The sequence below is a fragment of the Synergistaceae bacterium genome, assembly GCA_012521675.1.
Lineage (GTDB): Bacteria > Synergistota > Synergistia > Synergistales > Aminobacteriaceae > JAAYLU01.
This window is the reverse complement of record JAAYLU010000109.1, coordinates 1-19,832: the sequence shown is the minus strand read 5'-3', so window position 1 is coordinate 19,832 and position 19,832 is coordinate 1. Positions and strand designations below refer to the sequence as shown.

Sequence of the window (19,832 nt, the reverse complement as noted above, 5' to 3'; positions counted from 1 at the left end):
TTTGTGGACACGATCAAGGAGAGATTGCCCCTCTACAACACTCTGCCCCTGCCCAAGACGGAGCGAGCCGCCCTGACCATAGCCCTCACAGGCGAGCAGGCAGACAGGGGGCGCTTGGCCTCCGGCGTCGGACTGGTCGGAGGGCTGGTGCTCACTCTCCTGGGGCGCAAGCTCATTCAGCGCATGATGAACATGGCCGTGATGAAGATCGGCGGCAAGGTTCTGTCGCGCATCATCCCGGTGATAGGGGTCGGCATGCTGCTGTACGAGGGGATCCAGATGGGACAGGCAAGGACCGTCTTCGAGGAGGAGCTCAGGAAGAGCTTCCTGGCGGAGTACACGGCGGACGTGACGGTGGAGACCGTCTGGAACAAGAGCCCCGATGGAGCTCTACCCTCCATGAAGCAGGAGATGGAGCGCAACGTCAACTCCATACTCGGCAACTGGGAGAGGGTGTGCCGCCACGAGGCCATGTCGATGATCCGCTGCGCCCGGGTGCTGGCGTCCTCCGAGCACGTCCGTAATTACGTGGACCGGGAGCTGGAGAGAGGCGTGGAGTTCCAGCCCCTTCTGCAGAAGGTGCTCTCCCTGTGGGAGGCGTTCGGCTACACCCTCTCGCAGGAGCCGGTCGAGTTCTTCCAGTCGATGCTGATCGACTCCCCCGACAGGGGCGACCTCGCCCTGCTCTCAAGGGACGACGAGAGCCTCTTCATCGAACTGTACAAGAAGTGGGGGGCGGACTTTCTGCGAGGCGTCAACAAGCTGGGAGCGGAAAACTACATCTTCACGGAGTGGAAGGGAGCAGACGTAAACTGGAACCTGCTCAACCGGACGCTCGACTTCATCCCCTCGATACAAGGGGACAGGGATGCGGCGCGCGGCCTCTTTCACCTGATCCAGGAGGGGGTTCCTCTCGACGGCATCCCCGTGGAACTGATGGCCAAGATCGGGGTGAAGACGGAGGTCTTTTCGAGGGTCTGGAGCTCTGTAGCGCCCGATTCCCGGAAGCTCGTCGCCATATTCGACGGCGATCGACCCATGGATACCCTGGAGCCGGCCGTCATGGCCTACCCGGAGGCGACCTCCATCTTCCTTCGCGACTACGGAGTGGAGTTCTGGACCTCTTGGAGCAGCGAAGACATATTCGACCTGCTGAGGATCTCCGAGATCAGGGGGAAGAACATGGGAAGGATGGGCGCAGCGCCCGTTCGCCCGGAGGAGAGGGCCGACCTGCTGGAGGTATTCCGCAGGGGAGGGGAGAGAGCGGTCGCGCTATGGGACGTGCACGCGACAGATGAGGCCGGGGCGCAGGGCAAGGAACTCGCTCGGTGGAGCATCGACTGCGTGGTGGAAGGCTACCCGTTCGAGGACCTGAAGGATCCGGAGCTCGTCCGCTTCGCCTGGAAGATAAAGAGGTATCCGGCGGGCCGATTCATCTACGACACACTGAAGGGGGCGGGGGCCATAGTTCGCTACCTGCTGCTCGTCCTGCTGCTTCTCGCCTTCGCGGGTATCGTATTCGGCGCCTTGAAAAAACTTCTCGACGCACTGCGCGCCCCCGCCTCGCGCTACACGGAGGACTCCGTCCAGAGGGCCCCCGACGTGTTCGGGGAGACATCTAAAACAGGGCAAGGAGACGATAAGAAAGAATGAGCAACAAAAAAATACCCGTGCTGACGGTCGACGTGATCCCCGGCAAGAGGTGCGAGTACCTCGGATGTGTTACGGCCTCGTGCTGCCTGTCGAAATCGCTGGTCCAGGATGTGGCCTCCAACGTCAGGAACTGGACCGTGGGCGGGGAGCTTACCCGCTACACTGCCATGATAGACCAGGCGGTGGAGCTGGCTGCGGAGAGGCTGGGAGAGCAGGCCAGGAAGATGGGTGCGAACGCGGTCATTGGCTTTAGGCTGTCGACCACAAGCATATCGACCGGTGCCGCGGAGATAATTGCCTACGGCACGGCCGTTCGCTTCGCGGAGCTGGAGGACAGGGCCTGAACCCTGTCGCAGAGTAAAAAACGCCCCTCCCTTTAAAGGGAGGGGCATCGCACGTTACTGGGTTATCGCGTCCACGGGACAGACGGATACGCAGCTCCCGCACTCGATGCAGGAATCATCGACAACCGCCTTGCCGTCGACCATCGAGATGGACTCCACCGGACAGGTCCCGACGCAGGTCTCGCAGCCGATGCACGCTTCCGGATCTACAACAGCCTTCGCCATAAACACATTCCTCCTCAACAAGGGATATTCTGACGCATTTGCCGCGGATGATTATACAACGCTTTCTTTTTTCGGGCAACTTCGTTTTTTACCCGCGCCCATGGAACTCTCCTAGTCGATCTCGCCCGCCTCCGGGGTCAGCAGCAACAGCACGGAACCACAGAAAATAAGAAGGGCCCCCGCGAAGATCGCACCCGACAGGGAGCCGGTGACGTCCCGCAAAAATCCGGATACGACCGGGGCTACCACGGCTGAAGACATAATTATCGCGTTGAAAAAGCCGACCGCCGCGCTCATCGACCCGGGGTGACGTTTGCTGACGATATCGCCGACCCACGAGACCGCCACGGGAGAGAAGGCCGTGTTGCTGAACAGGCCGAAGAGCAGAAGGGTGAAGATAATCAGAGGCGCCCCCTGGACTCTTGCGAGCATGAAGAGCGCGACTCCGCTCGCGGGCAGCACCAGCGATGCCACCCTCTTCCGACCGAACCTGTCGGACAGCCTCCCCCAGAGCACCCCGCCCGGCAGGGCCGATAGGGCTATCAATCCCGTGTAGAGCCCCGCGCCCGACAGGGAGAAGCCCCGTTCGGCCTGCAGGAAGGTCGGCCCCCACGTGGCCGCCGTCCAAAAGCCGTACAGGGAGCAGAAAGTGGCCATGTTGATCTTCCAGATATCCCTGTCGCGAAAGAGCCTAAGGTAGACCGAAAGCGGGGGAGAGCCGGCCGTGCTCTCCGCGTCGGGGAGCAAGCGGAAAAACGCCGGAAGCATCAGCACGGTCGGCACGGCAAGGACCAGGAAGGGCTGCCGGTAGTTTCCAAAGAACTCGTAGAGAGGCCCGCTCGCCGCCATCCCTCCAAGTATGCCGAGAGCCATCCCCATCCCTATCAGGCCGGAGCTGATTCCGCGTTTCTCAGGCGGTACGGCCGCCATTATCAGCCCGAAGCAGCAGGGGTAGTAAGCGCCCGCCCCCGCCCCGTGCAGGGCGGAGAAGAGAAGCAGCGGCGTGAAGGAGTCGCCGAAAAGGCCGAAGCCGAGAATCCCCAGGCCCGACAGGGCGAACATCACGATCAGGACGCGCCTTCCCCCCCACCTGTCCGCGGCGAACCCGCTGGGGATCTGAAGCAGCACGTAAAACAGGAAGTAGGCGCTGGAGATGGCACCGGCCCTGGCCGAGGATATGTCAAGCGCCTCCGCTATGATGGATAGAAGGGGATAGAGCGCTGTACGATCCGCGTACAGCACGGCCCATCCCAGGATAAGTGCGATGATCATGTCAAGCGCCTCCTTTGCAGAATCCTGAACATCCGGTTTCACGCCGTCGTCCCGAACTGACGGTGTCATCCCGACGACCAGCTTCGTATAGTCATCCCGACGACCAGCGGGAGGTAAGCAGGCGGCCGAACGGGCGTTTTTTCCGTTCGTGCCGATCGCTATCCCGAGGAGCACAGCGACGAGGGGAGGGATCTCATGGCAGGCACTGGCTTGACCCCGAGATCCCTCGCAGCCTGCGGCTCCTCGGGATGACTGCACAGTCCATTTTAGCTCTTTCGCCTGGAATTGCCAGAGGCGCATTTCAGCGTTAGAATGTACGTGCGAAAGTACCAAAGTCCCGGTGAAAAGGAGGAGGTGCGAATGGCGGTCGTAGACCTGCCGCACAGGCTGAAAGAGATACGCGACAAGACTAGCGAGGCCATCAACTACAGCATCGACAGCATCTCCGCCTTCAGGGAGGAGGAGCGCGAGAGGCTGTTCGAATATCGCGCGCGTAAGGAAGAGATAATAAAAGAGCTTGACGAAGCGATCAAGGCCGCCGACAAGGCGGAGGCCGACTATCGCAGGTCCCGCGCCGTCCTGCTTACCGCCAGTCGCTCGGGTGACGAGAGACGCGAGAAGGAGGCCTACGAGAACGCCGCCAGGCTCATGAGGGTCAGAGGGGCCTTCGAGGAGCGGGAGAAGCTTCTGGCCCGCCAGAGGGACGATATAGCTCGCGAGGAGCGCCGCATAGAGAAGCTGTTGGTCAGAAGCGAGGAGATGGGGAACCGCTTCCGCATCGCTTTGAACCTGCTCAACATGAGCTTCGACGACGTGGACGAGCTAACCGGCGCGGGCGGCGACAATCCCCTGCTGGCCTCGATGATGCTCGCGGAGCGCGAGAGCATGTCCCTCTCCAGAGACCTTCACGACGGCCCTGTTCAGAAGTTCGCCGGCGTGGGCCTGATGCTGGACATCTCCAAGGAGTACCTCGACAGGAGAGATCTGGACCGCCTCGGCGACGAGCTGTCCAGGACCAGGCTCCATCTTGCCGACGCGCTGGAGGAGATGCGCTCGTTCCTGTTTCAGCTCAACCCGTCCGGCCTGAGGGAGGGACTGTTCGTGCCCCTGGGCCGCCTGGTCAACGAGATCAAGAGCTTCTCCGGCTGCGACGTCCGCTTTAGGATCGAGGGAGGAGCGGACGTGCTCTCCCTGCAGAAGCGCACGGCGGTCTACAAGATAATCCAGCAGGCGGTCATCAACGCTGTGCGAGGCGGGCAGGCAGCCAAAGTCAGGATAACGGTCAACCTCTCCCTCGGATTTCTGAGTGTAAAGATAGTCGACGACGGAAAAGGCTTCGACGTGACCGAGGCGAACGCAAAGGCCGAGGAGCGCGGTGCCTGGGGCCTGGTCAACATGAGGGAGAGGGCCAGGATGATAGGCGGCGAGCTCAAGGTGGAGAGCTCGCCCGGCAGGGGAACGACAGTTACGCTGGAGGTCCCGATCGACTGACCGGTGCTATCCCGAGGAGCACAGCGACTAGGGGAGGGATCTCATGAGAGGCGCCGTCAAAGGCGAGATCCCTCCTCGCTTCGCTCGTTCGGGATGACATAGACGGCGGTTTTTGTCATCCCGAGCGAATGTGAGGGATCTCGCCCTGGCGCCTGGTCCTGGCTGCTCAGGCGCTCGCCCTTCTTGCCTTTCTTCGCTCGTTGTCGTCCAGGATCGTCTTGCGAAGCCGGATCGACTTCGGCGTCACCTCCACCAGCTCGTCGCCCGCTATCCACTCAAGGGCCTTCTCCAGCGTCATCCTCCTGGGCACGTCCAGCTTGACGGTGAACTCCTTGGTCGAGGCCCTGTGGTTCGTGGCCTGCTTTCTCTTGGTCGGGTTGCACGGCATGTCGCCGGGGCGCGAGTTCTCGCCGACTATCATCCCGGCGTAGACCCTGTCCATCGGGGAGATGAACATCGTGCCCCGCTCCTGCAGATTCTCGATCTGGTACCCGGTGGCCTCGCCCGTGTCCAGGCTGACCAGCGCCCCCCTGTTGCGCGCGGCGATCTCGCCGGTCCAGGGTGAGTAACCGGAGAAGCGCGACGACATGATCCCCAGCCCTCGCGTGTCCGTCATGAACTCCCCCCTGTAGCCTATCAACCCCCGTGTCGGCACGGTGAACAGGAGCCGAACAAGCCCCGTGCGCAGGTTCTCCATGCCGCTGACCCTGGCCTTGCGCTGCGACAGCCTCTCGTAGACGACCCCCTGGTACTCCTCCGGGATGTCCACGACCAGGTCCTCCATGGGCTCGAAAGTAGTCCCGTCGTGATCCTCCGTGATGACCTCCGGCTTCGACACGCAGAACTCCATCCCCTCGCGCCTCATCTCCTCGATGAGTATCGCGAGCTGAAGCTCCCCGCGACCGGAGACCTTGACACCGTCGGCGCGGCCAAGGTCCTCCATCCGCAGAGCCACGTTCGTGTGCAGCTCCTTCTCTATACGCGCCCTCAGCTGTCGCAGGGTCACGGGGCGCCCCTCGTCGCCGGCGAAGGGGCCGGTGTTCACCAGGAAGAACATTGACACTGTCGGCTCCTCTATCTCCAGCGGCGGCAGGGGGAAGCCCTCAAGCTCCGGGGAGGAGAGAGTGTCTCCTATCCCGATCTCCTTCGGGCCAGTGATCCAGACTATGTCCCCCGCGCCCGCCTCGTCGGCCTCGATCCTCTCCAGGCCTCGCGTGATGAAAACCTGCGCGATGCGCGACTGCTCCCTGTCCGTTATGACGTAGTTCTGATTGCTCCTGTCCTCCCTGTTCTGCCAGGCGGTGGCGGTTCGAACGAACTCGTCGCCCCTGCGGATCCTCCCCTGCAGGATCTTTCCGCATCCCATGCGACCGGTGTACTCGTTCCAGGCCAGGGTGCTCACCTGCATCAGGAAAGGCGATTCCTCGTCGGCCAGCGGCGGTTCCACGTGCTTTACAATGCACTCGAAGAGGGCGTCCATCCCTCTGGTTGCGCCGTTCTTGATCTCTCCCGGGTCGGAGACCGCCCAGCCAGACAGCCCGGAGCCGTAAAGCACGGGAAAGTCCGCCTGCTCGTCCGTAGCTCCAAGCTCCAGGAAGAGGTCGAACGTCGCGTTCAGAGCCGCCTGCGGGTCTGCCTCCTTCCGGTCCACCTTGTTGATATAGACGATCGGCTTGAGCCCCATGCCCAGTGCCTGCGACAGCACGTAGCGAGTTTGCGGCATCGGCCCCTCTCCGGCGTCGACAAGGAGCAGTACCGAGTCGACGGTCGACAGAACTCGCTCTACCTCGCCGGAGAAGTCCGCGTGGCCGGGAGTGTCGATTATATTTATCCTGCAGCCCTCCCACTCCACAGTGCAGTGCTTGGACCTGATGGTGATCCCCTTCTCTCGCTCGAGGTCGTCGTTGTCCATCACTCGCTCCTCGATACGGGCATTCTCCCGAAAGACCTGCGCGGCCCTGAATATCGAGTCGATCAGTGTCGTCTTGCCGTGGTCGATATGTGCTACTATTGCTATGTTGCGAATGTGCTCCGCTCTTTTCATTAGGTCTCGTTCCTCCGGATGCGGCACAGATGTGAATTCTTCCGCAAACCATAATGATACAATGGTGGCTCGGCAAAATCAATCGTATTCTCGGCGATTATATAAATGGCATACGATATATAATATAGTCTAAGAGATTATTTAAGGAGTGCGGTCAATGAAAGACAAGGGCCTTGTGGTATGCGGCGAGGACATAGACGAGGGGCTCTCGCTGCAGGTTTGGACCAAGGGTGCGTGCCCTCGCCTTGTAGTGGTCAACAGGGGCAAGGACAAGCGCAAACTGATGCCCTTCAGATGGCTTGAGAAAGAGGACAGGACGATCACGCTCAAAGGCGCCAAGGGGAAGTCCAATGCCTACAACGTCGAACAGCTGGAGGAGCCCGTCAGGCGCATGCTCTACCGCTACGCCCAGGATCCGGTGTTCAAAGGGCTTCTGTGGCACTCGGTCATCTTCATGTCCGACCTTTTGCACACGCCCCGCGCCATATTCGACGAGACGGACTTCGCGATGCTACACGACGATAGAAGGTGCCGTCTCTGGCTTCTTGATCTTACGGAAGGGGAGAGACACGGCTTCTTCCTCCCTTTTTTCCCGCGCTCATCCGACGAGGAGATATTCGGCGAGCACCCCGGTGCCTACTCCGACGGCGGCAGGACCGTGGTGGACCTGAAAAAGTCCGGTGTCACCAGGAAGCTCGCCTCCGTCGCGCCGGCCCGATGGTACGATGCCCCTCGCATCGCCGCCGCCGCCGCGCTTCTTGGCTTCTCCCTCTTTTACGAGGACGCTTCGGCTCTCTCCGCCTTCCTTTGGAACGCGGTGCAGGACGGAGTCCCGTCGAAGGATGCACTGTCGGAGAAACCGGACGATCCGGGGCTCTCCCGCTTCACGCGCAAGATGGCCAACTACGTGCGTCACTGGTATATCGTCGATGAAATCGAGTACTGGACGCACTTCGATAGCTTTCAGGCCCTCAAGGACAAGGGCTTCACCCGAAAGCAGAGGGTTACATTGAACGTGGGCGATATAGGCCCCGTGGAGTACACAGTGACCATCTACGCGGACGAGACAGGACGGATGGCGGTCGGATGCAGCCCTGTGCAGTACACCGACAGGCACCAGGGGGACATGATCTTCACCCTGCCCGCGGAACTATACGAGAAGGCCCTCGAGGACGACTCCTTCGGAGGGGCGAAGGACGACTACTTCACCCTGTCGGCCCTGATCTCGGCAAAGCTCTTCTCCATGTGGAAAGAGAGGGTCGGTAGCTTCGTCAACGTCTTCCTATCGCCTGGAGTGTAGAATTTCCGCAGTCTGGAAGAAAATTGGAGAAATTAAGCGCTACCGGTAAGAAATAAGGATTATTTCATGCATAATGCCACGTATACATGGTTGACGAATCATGAAACAGGGGCTAAAATATGGTCAACGGGTTATCCGGACGGAGAAAAGCAACATCAAGAACTAGAGCAACAAGTCGGGAAGAGCCTGGTACCAAAGACAGTAACACATCCACGAAACGAGAACCAAAGAACAAAGGCAACAGGCAGTTGAGACTGAAACACGTGAGGAAGAGGAAATAACTGCAACACCGGGAGTTGGTTGTTTGAGAAATACTGGCAACGATCGTCCGGTTTAGCCCGTATCAGAACGGGGAGGGAGAACACCCCCTCCCCTTTTTCGTGTTTGCTATCTCCTCTTCAGGAGGGGCGCCAGGGCTGCAAACAGCACGACCCACTCCGGGGCAACTCCAACGGAGTTGCACCCCTCGCTCTGCCCTATTGCGGGAGGCCCGGCATTGCTGACGGTTACCCTTACCTCGGCGGTCACGCCGCTTGCGGGGGCGTAAGCCTTGATCGAGGCTCTGCCGTCGGCCAGGCCGGTGATCTTTGCGCCGCCGTCCGTCCTCTCTACCGTGGCAACCGACGGGTTCGACGAGAGCCAGACAAGCTCCCCGCCATCGGAGTTCTTGGGCAGCAACGAGGCGGTTACCTCGATGTCGGCCCTACCCGAGAGAGCGACTTTTTCGGGCGTTATCACGATGCTCTTGGCCGGAACCCTCGGGTCCGCGGCGTTCATGGCCTGTTCCGCGTCAAGGATTCCGTCGAAGACGACCGCGCCGGTCCAGTTTCCGTTGGAGGCGATGTTATTCAGTATGCGCGCCCTTATCTCCGCTGCGGTCTTTTTGGGAAACCGGGCGGCGAGCAGGGCCGCTGTCCCGGTGACGTGAGGAGCGGCCATGGATGTCCCGTTGTCCTTGTCGTACCTGTTACCGGGAAGGGTGCTGATTATCTCGCTGCCCGGCGCGGCTACGTGGACGAAGTTCGGGCTGTAGTTGGAGTACGACGCCCTCTCCCAGCCGCCGGTCATAGCCGCCACCGTGATCATGTTGTTGAAGGTGAAGCAGGCCGGGTAGGCTCTCTGCCCGCGTAAATCCACCCACTCAAACTTCTGCCAGTCGTAGAACTTCTCCGGCAGGTCCAGGTTCTGACCCTCGTTGCCCGCGGCTACCACCAGGACCACTCCGGCGTCCGACAGGGCCTTTACGGCTGCTCCGTATGAGTTCTTCTCCGGATCGACGATGGGCTGGCGCCAGCCTGTGATCGACATGTTGGCCGCGCGGATGTTCATGCCGCGGCTCTTCTGGTCCAGCAAGTAGTTGATACCGGCGATGATCTGCGAGTCGAACGTCCTGTTCTCCGCGTCAAGCACCTTTACCGCCAGCAGTCCGACCTTCCAGCAGACGCCTGCGACACCCTTTCCGTTGTTGCCGGTTGCGCCTATTATCCCTGCGACGTGTGTCCCGTGCCCTTGGTCGTCCATCGGGTCCCTGTCCTTGTTGACGGCGTCGAAGCCCCACTTGCCATCCTTGTCCCTTACTACGTTGGCGGACAGGTCCTCGTGTTTCCTGTCGATGCCGGAGTCGATCACGGCCACCACGACGTCCTCCGCTCCGGTGGAGAGGTCCCAGGCCCCGGGGGCATTGATGCACTTCATCCCCCAGAGGCTGCCGAACAGAGGGTCGTTCGGGGTTTTGGCTCCGTAGGAAATATAGTTGGGGGAGGCATCGATCACGCCGGGCTTGGCGCTCAGCAGTTCGATAAGCCGCTGTGTATCGTCAGTGTCGCTCTTGATATGCACTATGCCCGGGCCTCCTCCGGCCGCGATTGCTCCGTAGGTCTGAAGAGCATGAGCCCCGACCGACTCAGCCAGATCGCGGGCCGAGGAGGAAAAACCCGTCTGGAAGGGCTCTCCGCTCGCAGCCGAGATAGCCGGGGGAATCTCCATAAGCACCAGGGCCTCTCCCGGCGCGTACTCTCCGGGAATGGCATGGGCAGAGCCGGCGAACGCGACCGACGCGAGCAGCAAGAACGACGCCATCCCTATGGCGCTGAAGGGGCGAAGGCACGGACGATAACGAGCGGGTATTCTGTTCTGCCTCATCTATCTGTCGCCCTCCGAAGAAGCAACACGACCGGGAGGACCAGCATAGCCAGCGCGGCCGCAGCGCCCCCCGAAGCCCCCGTCGAACAGCCGCTGCCGCTGTCGGAAATGTCCCTGACCGTTACCACGCAATCGTCCGTATAGCCGCCGTCGTTCGTTGTCACAGTGATTACCGCGGTGCCTTCTGTCCGTCCTATGATCACCGCTGTTTGCTCTTCAGGAGCGTGCGAGCACTCGGCGACCCTCGGATTGCTCGATGAGAAGGTCACGGTTTTGTCCGTAGCGTCCTCGGGCATCACGTAGGCCGTCAGATTGCCACTCATGGCCAGTTTCAAGGAAAGCTCCGCATCGGAGAGCGAAACCCCGGTCACCCTCTTCTCCGGTGGTGTTGGCTCGGGAGGTGTGGGCTCGGGGGGATCCGGAGGAAGGATCGGCGGCACAGGAGCGGGAGCGGCGCCTTCCATGGCCGCTGCCAGGTTCAGGTGCCCGTCGAAGGCCACTTTGTCTTTGAAGTTCTGGTTGGGCGCGACCCCGCGCAGGATGCGCGCCCTGATCTGCCCCTCAGTCTCCCCTGGATGAGCCGCCGCAAGCAGCGCCGCCGCGCCCGCCACGTGAGGGGCGGCCATCGAGGTGCCGCTGGCTTTACCGTATTTATAGTCGGGGATTGTGCTCAGAATTCCGCCGCCAGGCGCGGCCAAGTCCACATAGTACTTGCTGTAGTTGGAGAATTCGGAGCGGGTGCGGTCCTCGTCCATCGCCGCGACGGTTATGGTGTTCTCGAAGCGGAAGCAGGCGGGGTAGGCGAGCTTGCCCTTGTAGCTCGTCCCCGGGTTATGGGGGTCCGAATCCCGTCCGCCGGGCCTGTCGATATTTTGGAACTCGTTGCCCGCCGCGAAGACCATCACCACACCGGCGTCCGACAGAGCCTTGAAAGCGGCACCGTACGGGTCGGTCTCGGGGTTTTTGATCGGACGCATCCAGCCGCCTAGCGACATGTTGGCCACTCTGACGTTCAGCCCCTTGTTTTTTTGCTGCTTCACGTACTCCAAGCCTGCGATTATTGTATTGCCAGTGCCGTAGCCTTTATTGTCCAGCACCTTCACACCCAGCAGGCCGACCTTCCAGCAGACTCCCGTGACTCCTATGTCGTTGCTTCCCACCGCGCCGATCGTTCCGGCCACGTGAGTGCCGTGTCCCTCATCGTCCATCGGGTCGTTGTCGTTCGCTATGGCGTTAAATCCCTGATTGCTGTCGGCATCCACCTCAATGTTATCTTTGAGGTCCTCGTGTTTGTAGTCTATGCCAGTGTCTATGACCGCGACTATCACACTCGCTTTCCCCGTGCTTGTATCCCACGCATTCGGGGCGTTGATCGCCTTCATTCCCCAGAGTTCTCCGTACCTCGGATCGTTGGGAGTGGTATCTAAAGCACGCATGATGTAGTTCGGTGCGGCACCGACGACGCCGGGCTTGCCGCTTAGGGCCGTCAGCAGCTCCTCGGTGCTCTTGCCCTCGCTCTTCATGTAGACGATGTTCCTGCCGTTGTCGGCGGCTATGGCGCTGTATGTCTGGACAGCAGTGGCGCCGATCGATTCAGCCACCGACTGACCGGAGGATATCAGCGCCGCCTCAAGCGCCGCACCGGTAGCATACACAGCAGCCGCCGGGGCCTCAAGCAGCACCATCACCTCGCCGTCCACGTGCTCCCCGAGCACCGGGGCGCCGTCGTAGGTATAGACTACGCTTGGCGGTTCGTCCCCGAACGCTGCGCCCGCCGCGAACGCCAGCGCCAGGACCAAGACGATCAGCGGCCTTTTGAAAAAATCCATGGATAAAAGCTTCATCTCATTTTTCCCTCTCCCTTGTTTTGGTCTCGCGAGTGGAACGGAATACGGCCTATTTTAGCACGTTTTGCAGAGGCCACCCCGTGTGCGCCGGGGGCGTCCATCATAAGCATGCAGAAATCTCGCCAAAAAGAGTAATGTTTACAAAAACGGCTGAATGGAGTATCTTATTTTTGTTCGCGACACGACTGCTCGTCGGTCGGTCTTCGGGATTATTAAAGGAAGAGGTGGTTCAAGTGTCAAAACACGCAGGGAAAACCATGACGGCCTTCGTGGCCCTGGCGATCCTGTTCGTCGCGCTGTTCGCCTCGCTTGCGGAGGGAGCGGTGTTCAGGGTGACGGTAAACGGGGGCAACGACCCCAGGGACGGTTCCAGCTGGGAGAATGCGCTCAGCCTTGAGGACTTCCGTACGGTCCACTCGACGACGCCGGATGCGGAATTCTGGCTCGCCCGCGGCGCCTATGCGCCAGGAGCCGTGTCGGACAGAAACGCGTGCTTTAAGTTGGTATCCGGTACATCCATCTACGGAGGCTTCAAGGGGGACGAGACTTCCCTCGACCAGCGCGACCCGCAGGCGAATCTCACGGTGCTCACAGGAGACATCGATAACAACGATACGAGGGACGCCGATGGAGTCACCCTTGTGATCAACGGCTCGAACAGCTATACGGTCGTGTTGGCGGAGGGGGCCGATGCCACGGCTGTGCTGGACGGAGTCGTGATCACCGGAGGGGACGCCTCGGGCGGCAACCAGTACCAGTCCAACGGCGGCGGCCTGATTTGCAAGGACAGCAAGGTCACGGTCAGGAACTGCTCTTTCACCGCCAACCGCGCGAAGGAACGAGGAGGTGCGGTCGCGATAGAGAACGACGGGCCCTCCTTCGAGAACTCTCTCTTCAATAGAAACAGCTCCGGGCTTCAAGGCGGCGCCGTGCTGGTGAACAAGGCCTCACCGTCTTTCTTGAACTGCACCTTCCGAATGAACGAGGCCGAGGCAAGCGGAGGTGCGATATACAACTACGAAGGAAGCTCTCCCACGGTGACCGGCTGCACCTTCTTCAAGAACAGGTCGGAGAGCAACGGCGGCGGAATTGCGAACGTCGACGGGTGCCACCCGCTGATCGTCAACTGCACCTTCACCCAGAACGAGGCGACGTCAATGGGCGGGGGAGTGTATAATAGCAAATTCTGGGGCGACCCGAGCAATCCGTCGATAATCAACTGCACGCTGACCGGGAACGAGGTGCCGGGAAGCATGAAAGGCGGCGGCATCTACAATGACGGAGCGAATTTCGCCGTGATCACCAACTGCATCCTGTGGGGAAACCCCGGCACGGACATAGTAAATGGACAGGGTGCGACCCCCACGGTGACCTACTGTGTCATCGGGCAAGGCGTGTCCGGCAACACGATCATCACCGAAGATCCCAAGCTGGGGCCTCTCGCCGACAACGGCGGCCCGACCCTGACTCATGCGCTCGGGACAGGCAGCTCGGCCATAGATTCCGGAACCCCTGCAACAGCGCCCGACGTTGACCAGCGCGGCAGGCCGCGTCCGCAGGGTGGAGGCTTCGACATCGGCTCATACGAAGCCGATGCTGCGCCGGGAGGCGGCGGTGGTGGCGGATGCGACGTGTCGAACGTTCTCCCGGGGGCGATTCTTCTTGTTCTGCCTCTGGTCCTGCTCGTGAAAAAAGGGAGCTAATAACCGCCCACCGAGCATCCGCCGTCCGGGGCGAATTGCGCCGTGGCGATCACTGTGCACATGGCGGTGTGCCCTCCGTCCCTCGTTCCGACAATGACCAGGGATTCGCCGACGGAGACCGCCGTCACCCTGGCGGTCATCCCCGAGGGATTGCACTCCGCGACCCAAGGGTAGCTCGACTGCCAGATCACCGTCTTGTCGGACGCGTCGGGGGGGAATATCTCCGCCGTCAGGTGGTCGCTCATGCCGAGCCTGAGGCGCAGGGTTTTGGGGTGGACCGTGATCCTCTCGACGGCGACCTTCGGCACGGCTGCGTCGCCCGCTTCTGTTTCAAGAGAGGTGCGGGCGCTCGTTGCACCGGGCGCGCCGCCCTCGTCCGGCCGAAATTCACTTGCGGCACGCCCCTCCTGCTTTACGCCGGTTCGGCGGGCTTCGGGGAGAAGCTCCATCTCCGGGCGAACCTCCGTCACAGGTGGAGCCGAAAGCCAACCCGTCCTCGGACGCACCCCGGCTCTGAAAGCGAGGAGCAGCAAGGCCAGGGCAGATGCGAAGCAGACGATCATCCTTCTTCTCAAAACCGCAACCCTCCCTTATTTATCGAGGGCAAGTCAAACAGAAAAAAAGAGGAGGGGATTATCCCCTCCTCATGATTATAATACAACCGCTATTTCTTGCGCTTCAGCAGGAGAGCCAGCGGCGCCGCGAGGAGCAGCGCAAGCGGGACGGCCGTTCCGCCGACGGAGCATCCGCCTCCACCGCCGCCAGGGCTATGATCGTCGGGGTCCTCGGGGTCGGGGTCATTTCCTCCTGTTCCGACGGTGACGTTGCAGGTGGCTCTCAAGCCGCCATCACGGGTTTCGGCCACCAGCCTGGTCCTGCCGTCCCAAAGGCCCGTTACGGTACAGGTCAGTCCGGTTGGATTAAGAGTCACACGTCCTTCTCTGACAAATGACCAATTAACTGTCTTGTCGGTTGCGTTCTCCGGGGTTATCGTTGCTGTCACCGTAGCGCTCTCTCCGACGTCCAGCGCGAGAGAAGTCGGCGACACCGTGATGCTCCTAACCCTAATGTCCGGATCAGGATCTGGTTCCGGTTCCGGGCAGCAAGGAAACTCAAGCGTCGAGAGGGCCTCGCCGTCAATGTGTTCGCCCTCTGTAAGATCACTGTCGAAGGTGTAAAACTCCGGAAGGACCGTGCCGGCAAACGCTGCTCCGGCTATCAGGAGCAGTCCGAATACCAAAGAGCAAAATAACTTTTTTTTCCAGTTCATTATGTACACCGCCTTTTACGGTCAGTTATAGTAAACTTGGAGGTGTCACCGGGCACCGAGACCGCCCTCTGAACCTCGTTGGGAGAGACCCCATCGATTATCGGGCCGGAACGCATCCTCTCAAGCAGCTTCTCTGCGAACTCAGGATCCTTGGCGGCCTTATCGCTATGCACAAAGAAGATCCCCTTCCCGTTCGACTCCGAAATGGCGCTGTAAGTGTTTTCCACGTTCACGCCATACCTCAGGAACAGTACTTCAGCCTACATCTCCAGCATCATCGCCACGGCGTCGGCCCTTGAAGGCCTTTGCAGAGGCAAGACGCCTCTCTCGCCCTTAACAGCTGCAGATACTCCCCGGGCACTGCCTCGGACCTCCTCGGCGCCTCAGGCAGAAGTTGCTCCCCGTCCGTCCGGCCCCGCGCGGAGCGCGCCAATCAACAGGACAGCAAGAATCAATCTGCCTGAAATTATTCTTATCTCCATATCACGCTCCTGCGTCTATTGTATTTTTTACCTTAGAACATAATATCATCATCCTAACACAACATTACAAGAAAACCAAAATCTTGTAAATATGGATCCGTGGCGGCTGTTTTTTCTCTTTTCAGCATCCTTACGCCCGAGGCGAACAAGGGGATTTGCAGCGAAAAAATAAAGAGAGGGAGCGTAGGTCTCCCTCTCTTTATCATCCATAGTTTCTATAAGCATAGCCTCTTAAACGGTTACTGATTCAGCCTCTACTTCGATCCCTTCCCGAGGAGCAGGGCGATCGGGGCCAGCAATAGAACCGCGGCCATTGCCGCGCCGCTCGCGCCGACGGAGCATCCGCCGCCGCCTCCACCACCACCGCCTGTTCCGACCGTGACGTTGCAGGTGGCCGAAAAACCGCCATCCTCGGTCGTGACCGTTACGACGGAACTGCCGTTCGCAAGGCCCGTAATTTCGCAAGTCAGTCCGGATTGCACTCCTTCAATCACAGTGTTGAGGTTGGTGGCAGTCCAATCAACTGTCTTGTTGGTTGCGTTCTCCGGGGCAATCACGGCGGTCAGCGTAGCGCTCTGCCCGACGGCCAGCCTTAGGGAAGTCTGCGAGACCGTGATGCCTGTCACCGGGATGTCTTCCGGCGGGGGTGTCGGTGCCGTAGCCCTTATGGCCGCATCCACGTTAAGGTGACCATTCTTGTCGACAAGGCCGTTGAAGTTCGCGTTAGGCGTCACGTAGTCAAGCAGGCGCGCCTTGATCTGAGCGGCGGTCTCTGTCGGGTGTGCTGCGGCCACGAGAGCTGTGGCCCCCGCGACATGAGGCGCGGCCATGGATGTCCCCTGGAAAAACTTGTATTTGTCCCCCGGGGTGGTGCTGATTATCGCGCTGCCGGGGGCTGCCAGATCAACGTAGTTCGGGCTGTAGTTAGAGAAGTCGGAGCGGGTCCCGTCTGCGGTCATGGACGCTACGGTTATCGTGTTGCCGAAGCGGAAGCAGGCGGGGTAGCAGCGCAGTCCGCGCAGATCTACCCAAGACCCGTCGTTATCCATGTAGCCGGTAGGGTTGTCAATATCCTGCCCCTCGTTTCCAGCGGCTATCACAATAACTACACCCGCGTCCGCCAGGGCCTTTATCGAACTACCGTATGGGTCTGTGACAGGATTGGCGATCGGCGGTCTCCACCCTCCAATTGACATGTTTACCGCCCTGAGTTTCAATCCTCTGTTCTTCTGGGCAAGCAGATAGTTCAATCCAGCGATGACATCGGGATCGTAGGCTAGGCCATCGGGTTTAAAGACCTGAACTGCAAGGAGGCTTACTTTCCAGTTCACGCCTGTGACGCCAATGGCGTTGTTGCCCACCGCGCCGATTGTACCGGCGACGTGAGAGCCGTGTTCTTGAGTGTCCATGGGGTCAGTGGGGTCGGCTCCGGTTATGTTGCGTCCAATATTGTTATCGAGGTCGCGGCCGATGTTCCCCGCCAAATCCTCATGGTTGTAGTCTATGCCGGTGTCGATTATCCCAACATATACGTTTTCGCTGCCGGTCGTGATATCCCACGCGTCCGGTGCGTTGATCGCTCGCATGCCCCAAAGATCGCCGTAACGAGGGTCGTCCGGGATCCGCATAGCACGCTGGATGTAGCTCGGCGATGCGCCTATCACGCCGGGTTTGCCGCTCAGGGCTGTCAGCAGCTCTTCCGTGCTCTTGCCCTCGCCCTTCATGTGGACGATGTTCTTCCCGGTCGCAGCCGCAATGGCACCGTAGGTCTGGACCGCTTGCGCGCCGATCGACTCCGCCACGGACTGACCGGACGACATCAGCGCCGCCTCGTATGCAGCGCCGGTCGCCGGGACCTCTAGCATAACCAATATCTCCCCGTCGGCATGCTCTCCTAGTACCGGAGCCCCGTCGTAGATGAAGGCCCGGGGAAGGGGCGTGTCCGCGAACGCAGCTCCCGCGAGCAGGAGCGATCCAGCGATGATAATCGCAAATAATCTTCTCATGGCTGTTTCACCATCCTCCCTATAGTTATAGGAATATGAATTGCCTGCGGTCGGCTAGTAAAGCCTGTGCTATTTGTGCTATTCCACGACCGCAGTCGAAGTAAACGCCCTCTGCACCTCGTTGGGCGACACTCCCTCGATCATCGGGTCCGACCTCATGTCCTCGATCAGCTTCTGAGCGAACTCCGGGTCCTTTGCGGCCTTCTCGCTTCGAACGAAGAACATGCCCTTGCCGTTGGACTCGGTGATCGCGCTGTAGGTCCCCTCCACGATCACCCCGTACTTGACGAAGAGGTGCTCGGCCTGCATCTCCAGCATCATGGCCACCGCGCCTGCCCTTGCGGGCCCTTGGAGAGCCAGTATGCTTTCCCTCGCCTTGAACAGCACTAGGTACTCCCCGGGTACCGCTTCTGACTTCCTCGGCGCCTCGGGAAGCGGCGTCCCCTGAGCCTCGGCCGCCGAGGCGGAGAAGACCCGGATAGCCCCGGACAGGAGCATAATCGCCAGCACCCCGAAAATCAATCCGCGTACAATAAGCCTCATCTTCGCATCACTCTCCTTTCCTGATCTCGAAACGTGCTTCACTCGCCTTGCAACTGGTACACGGTCATTATAGCACGGCTTCGAAAAGTTCTAGTTTATTTATTCGGTATTTAGCTTGGCGTCGGGCTAAGGGCGTCACCAGCCACCGCCCCCGCCTCCGCCGCCGCCTCCGCCGGACGAGCCTCCTCCTCCGGCGCCCGAAATCGAGCCAGGGGCGACCGAGGCGGAGGATATTGCGCCGGACACCGATGAGGCCATGTTCGCTATGGCTGCGCCGGTGTAGAAGGCCGTCATGTCCACGCCCGAGTACCACTCGGGCTTATACTGTCTCTCCTTTAGCATGTCCGCGAACCTGTTCGCCCAGGTATCGGCCACGCCGAGGGCGAAGGCGTAGGGTAGCAGGGCCTCGAAGACCTCGGGGGTCTCCTCCGGCGGGTTGAACATCTCCAGCCTGTGCTTCTCCGCCGTGCCCATGTACATGGCAAGGCCCTCGGCCTCGGCCAGCACCCTGTTGCCCTCCACCGTCCTGACGGTCATCAGATCGTGGAAAAGCACGATGAGCACAGCGGTGGCCAGGGCGGCGAGGGTCACGAAGAAGAGCCCCGGGCCGAGGACGAAGAGGAGGCCCAGCGAGAAGAGAAGGGCGAAGAGGCCCGGCAGGAACTTTCTGAACAACTTCTTGAAGAAGCCCCCGCCCTCCCTGAAGGTCATGACGGAGTGCTTGAGCAGAAGCCCTGAGAGGGAGAGGGAGAATACCAGGGCCATGTACATGGCGGCAACCTCCTCCTGTCCGCCGAGGAAGAAGAGCATGGCGAATCCGAGTATCGGGACCAGAAGGCCGATGGCCCACAGGGCGGTGTTTTTGGAGAAGAGCATCTTGCCCTCGGCTTTGTACCCGCTCCAGAGTCCGCTGCGCGCGGAGCTGAAGTATTCGTGGTTCTCCGATGACAGTTCGATGACCTCGAATTTGTGGGGGAGCAGGGTGTTTAGGAGAAATCTCTCCGTCACGGTCAGAGGGGTGTCGCATACGTTTCGGCGCAGGGCAAAGGATCTGCCGCCCAGCTTGGCCATGAAGCCGGCTATGCCTCCCTCGGGCGTCCTGTCCTCAATTGTCAGGTGTCCTTTGACGGCGAGGTTCATTATGTCGGCGGCGAAGCATGAGTCGTCCGCGCCCATCCTTCGGACGTAGCGGAGAAAGCCGGGGGTGCGCCCCTTGGATGCCGAGAAGAGGGGGATGATCGTAGGCATGGGGGGGTCCTTGCCCCAGCGGAGCCACAGCAGGTAGTACAGAAGGGCCAGGATCACGGGCAGAGCTATGATGAAGGGGACCCTGTAGCTGTCGAAGAATCGAATGACCAGGGGGACCTTCGGCGGGGTCACGACCCCCTTGGGCCAGGTGTAGACGACGGTCAGTCCCTCTCCGGGCCCGAGCGGGGCGGTGGTGCGGACTATATCGCCGGGCAGCACCTCCGCGGCCTGTCCACGCGCCCCCTGCCAGCCTGTGTAGAAC

The 19,832-nt window shown here is 60.6% G+C and carries 16 protein-coding genes; 5 read left to right on the top strand and 11 right to left on the bottom strand.

Translation table 11 applies throughout. The annotated features are described in order from the left end of the window. Together GX181_09970 and GX181_09965 are read left to right on the top strand one after the other, a co-directional pair. Positions 1-1,653 (top strand): hypothetical protein (locus GX181_09970; GenBank protein ID NLM72266.1); only part of this gene is annotated, 1,653 nt, incomplete at its 5' end. Then, entirely contained in the window at positions 1,650-1,997 is a 348-nt protein-coding gene (locus GX181_09965; GenBank protein ID NLM72265.1) for a YbjQ family protein, read from the top strand. The genes GX181_09970 and GX181_09965, both read left to right, overlap by 4 nt. 54 nt (positions 1,998-2,051) lie before the next feature. On the opposite strand, the gene GX181_09960 is transcribed toward GX181_09965, so the two are convergent. Then, on the bottom strand, positions 2,052-2,222 hold the full coding sequence (locus GX181_09960; GenBank protein NLM72264.1) for a 4Fe-4S binding protein: 171 nt from the start codon (positions 2,220-2,222) through the stop codon (positions 2,052-2,054). A 111-nt stretch (positions 2,223-2,333) separates the two neighbouring features. After that, positions 2,334-3,494 carry an MFS transporter gene (locus tag GX181_09955; protein ID NLM72263.1) on the bottom strand — a complete coding sequence of 387 codons (1,161 nt, stop codon included), beginning with the start codon at positions 3,492-3,494 and terminating at the stop codon, positions 2,334-2,336. Between the two features lie 360 nt (positions 3,495-3,854). On the opposite strand from GX181_09955, the gene GX181_09950 reads away from it, so the two are divergent. After that, complete coding sequence (locus GX181_09950; protein ID NLM72262.1) at positions 3,855-4,985, top strand: hypothetical protein; 1,131 nt, start codon at positions 3,855-3,857, stop codon at positions 4,983-4,985. A 166-nt stretch (positions 4,986-5,151) separates the two neighbouring features. On the opposite strand, the gene typA is transcribed toward GX181_09950, so the two are convergent. Further along, on the bottom strand, positions 5,152-7,029 hold the full coding sequence (gene typA / locus GX181_09945) for a translational GTPase TypA (GenBank protein NLM72261.1): 1,878 nt from the start codon (positions 7,027-7,029) through the stop codon (positions 5,152-5,154). Positions 7,030-7,186: 157 nt separating this feature from the next. On the opposite strand from typA, the gene GX181_09940 reads away from it, so the two are divergent. After that, positions 7,187-8,329 (top strand): hypothetical protein, encoded by a 1,143-nt coding sequence (locus GX181_09940; protein ID NLM72260.1) that lies wholly within the window; start codon positions 7,187-7,189, stop codon positions 8,327-8,329. A 387-nt stretch (positions 8,330-8,716) separates the two neighbouring features. Here GX181_09940 and GX181_09935 read toward each other — a convergent pair whose 3' ends face one another. Together GX181_09935 and GX181_09930 are read right to left on the bottom strand one after the other, a co-directional pair. Further along, positions 8,717-10,471 (bottom strand): S8 family serine peptidase, encoded by a 1,755-nt coding sequence (locus GX181_09935; protein ID NLM72259.1) that lies wholly within the window; start codon positions 10,469-10,471, stop codon positions 8,717-8,719. Continuing rightward, on the bottom strand, positions 10,468-12,300 hold the full coding sequence (locus tag GX181_09930; GenBank protein NLM72258.1) for a S8 family serine peptidase: 1,833 nt from the start codon (positions 12,298-12,300) through the stop codon (positions 10,468-10,470). Before GX181_09930 ends, GX181_09935 begins: the two co-directional genes overlap by 4 nt. A 251-nt stretch (positions 12,301-12,551) precedes the next feature. Here GX181_09930 and GX181_09925 point away from each other — a divergent pair, with 251 nt between their 5' ends. Continuing rightward, entirely contained in the window at positions 12,552-14,021 is a 1,470-nt protein-coding gene (locus tag GX181_09925) for a right-handed parallel beta-helix repeat-containing protein (protein ID NLM72257.1), read from the top strand. Here GX181_09925 and GX181_09920 read toward each other — a convergent pair. The 6 genes from GX181_09920 to GX181_09895 all read right to left on the bottom strand — a co-directional run. Then, positions 14,018-14,596 carry an Ig domain-containing protein gene (locus GX181_09920; GenBank protein ID NLM72256.1) on the bottom strand — a complete coding sequence of 193 codons (579 nt, stop codon included), beginning with the start codon at positions 14,594-14,596 and terminating at the stop codon, positions 14,018-14,020. The genes GX181_09925 and GX181_09920 overlap by 4 nt on opposite strands. Positions 14,597-14,685: 89 nt before the next feature. Then, entirely contained in the window at positions 14,686-15,291 is a 606-nt protein-coding gene (locus tag GX181_09915; GenBank protein NLM72255.1) for an Ig domain-containing protein, read from the bottom strand. Continuing rightward, the gene (locus GX181_09910) at positions 15,291-15,524 is read right to left on the bottom strand and encodes a hypothetical protein (protein ID NLM72254.1); all 234 of its coding nucleotides are present in this window, start codon (positions 15,522-15,524) and stop codon (positions 15,291-15,293) included. Before GX181_09910 ends, GX181_09915 begins: the two co-directional genes overlap by 1 nt. A 503-nt stretch (positions 15,525-16,027) precedes the next feature. Continuing rightward, positions 16,028-17,779 carry a S8 family serine peptidase gene (locus GX181_09905; protein NLM72253.1) on the bottom strand — a complete coding sequence of 584 codons (1,752 nt, stop codon included), beginning with the start codon at positions 17,777-17,779 and terminating at the stop codon, positions 16,028-16,030. A 78-nt stretch (positions 17,780-17,857) separates the two neighbouring features. Continuing rightward, complete coding sequence (locus tag GX181_09900; GenBank protein NLM72252.1) at positions 17,858-18,322, bottom strand: hypothetical protein; 465 nt, start codon at positions 18,320-18,322, stop codon at positions 17,858-17,860. A 135-nt stretch (positions 18,323-18,457) separates the two neighbouring features. Continuing rightward, positions 18,458-19,832 (bottom strand): DUF2207 domain-containing protein (locus GX181_09895; GenBank protein NLM72251.1); only part of this gene is annotated, 1,375 nt, incomplete at its 5' end.